We start from the raw sequence: 946 nt of genomic DNA on the forward strand, positions 1-946 counted from the left end.
GATATTGAATACGTAGACACCTCTAGACCGGCAGCGGCTTTGATTATTTTAGATTTCTATAAAGCGTTTAAAGATCAGTTATCTATGACTGAAAAAGGTGCAAAAGCTTTGTTTACAGGCGTATTAACAGATACTGGTCGTTTTAAGTATCCTGGCGTTGATGGAGATACCTTTAGAAATGTTGCGTTGCTTTATGATGTAGGATTAGACTCACAAAGTGTGTTTAGACAACTCGATACAAAAAGTGAAAATTTAACACGTTTTAAAGGCTATGTTTTACAAAATTATAAGAAAACAGAAAACGGTGTTGCTTACGTTCAAATTACTCATGAACTTATTGATGAATTTGGGGTAACCATTGAAGAAGCGTCAAGCTTAGTCAATGAACTTGGGGTATTTGAAGATTGTCCACTTTGGGCGTTATTTGCGGAATATGAAGAAAAAATAGTACGCGCACGATTAAGAAGTAAAGGTCCTGCCGTCAACGAGTTGGCCGCTCAGTATGATGGGGGTGGCCATGCAATGGCTTCAGGGGTTAACTTAGGCACGTGGCAGCGAGCCGGTGAAATCTTAAAAGACTTAGATGCATTAGCGAAATCATATAAAGAAGCGGAGTAATCGCTTCTTTTTTATCAATAGGGGGATTAAAGCATTTTTCCTTGCATGTTAGATTAACATATTATATAATACATACGCATATTAGGATTTTTAAGATTTGGTGATGATTATGAGTCAAATGGCAATTGATTTTTCCATTGAAACAGAAGGCCAAAAACAAGCCTTTAAAACTGAAGGAATGCTTGTTGGTGAAACGCTTATTTTCCATGATGATAAGCATCAAAAACATACCATCCAATTCTTAGATAACAGTTTAAGATATCTAAGAGATGGTGACCCGTCTTTTGATTTTACCTTTGAAGAAAACGTGTTACATCAAGGCATCTAT

2 protein-coding genes are annotated in these 946 nt (G+C 36.5%); both read left to right on the forward strand.

The features are described 5' to 3' along the window. On the forward strand, positions 1–618 hold a 618-nt coding region (locus ABCO64_RS10095; protein ID WP_343089360.1), incomplete at its 5' end, for a DHH family phosphoesterase. A gap of 109 nt (positions 619–727) precedes the next feature. Next, positions 728–946, forward strand: a 219-nt coding sequence (locus tag ABCO64_RS10100; protein WP_343089361.1) for a hypothetical protein, incomplete at its 3' end; no start/stop codon positions are given.

This window comes from Methanocalculus natronophilus (assembly GCF_038751955.1).
Taxonomy (GTDB): domain Archaea; phylum Halobacteriota; class Methanomicrobia; order Methanomicrobiales; family Methanocorpusculaceae; genus Methanocalculus; species Methanocalculus natronophilus.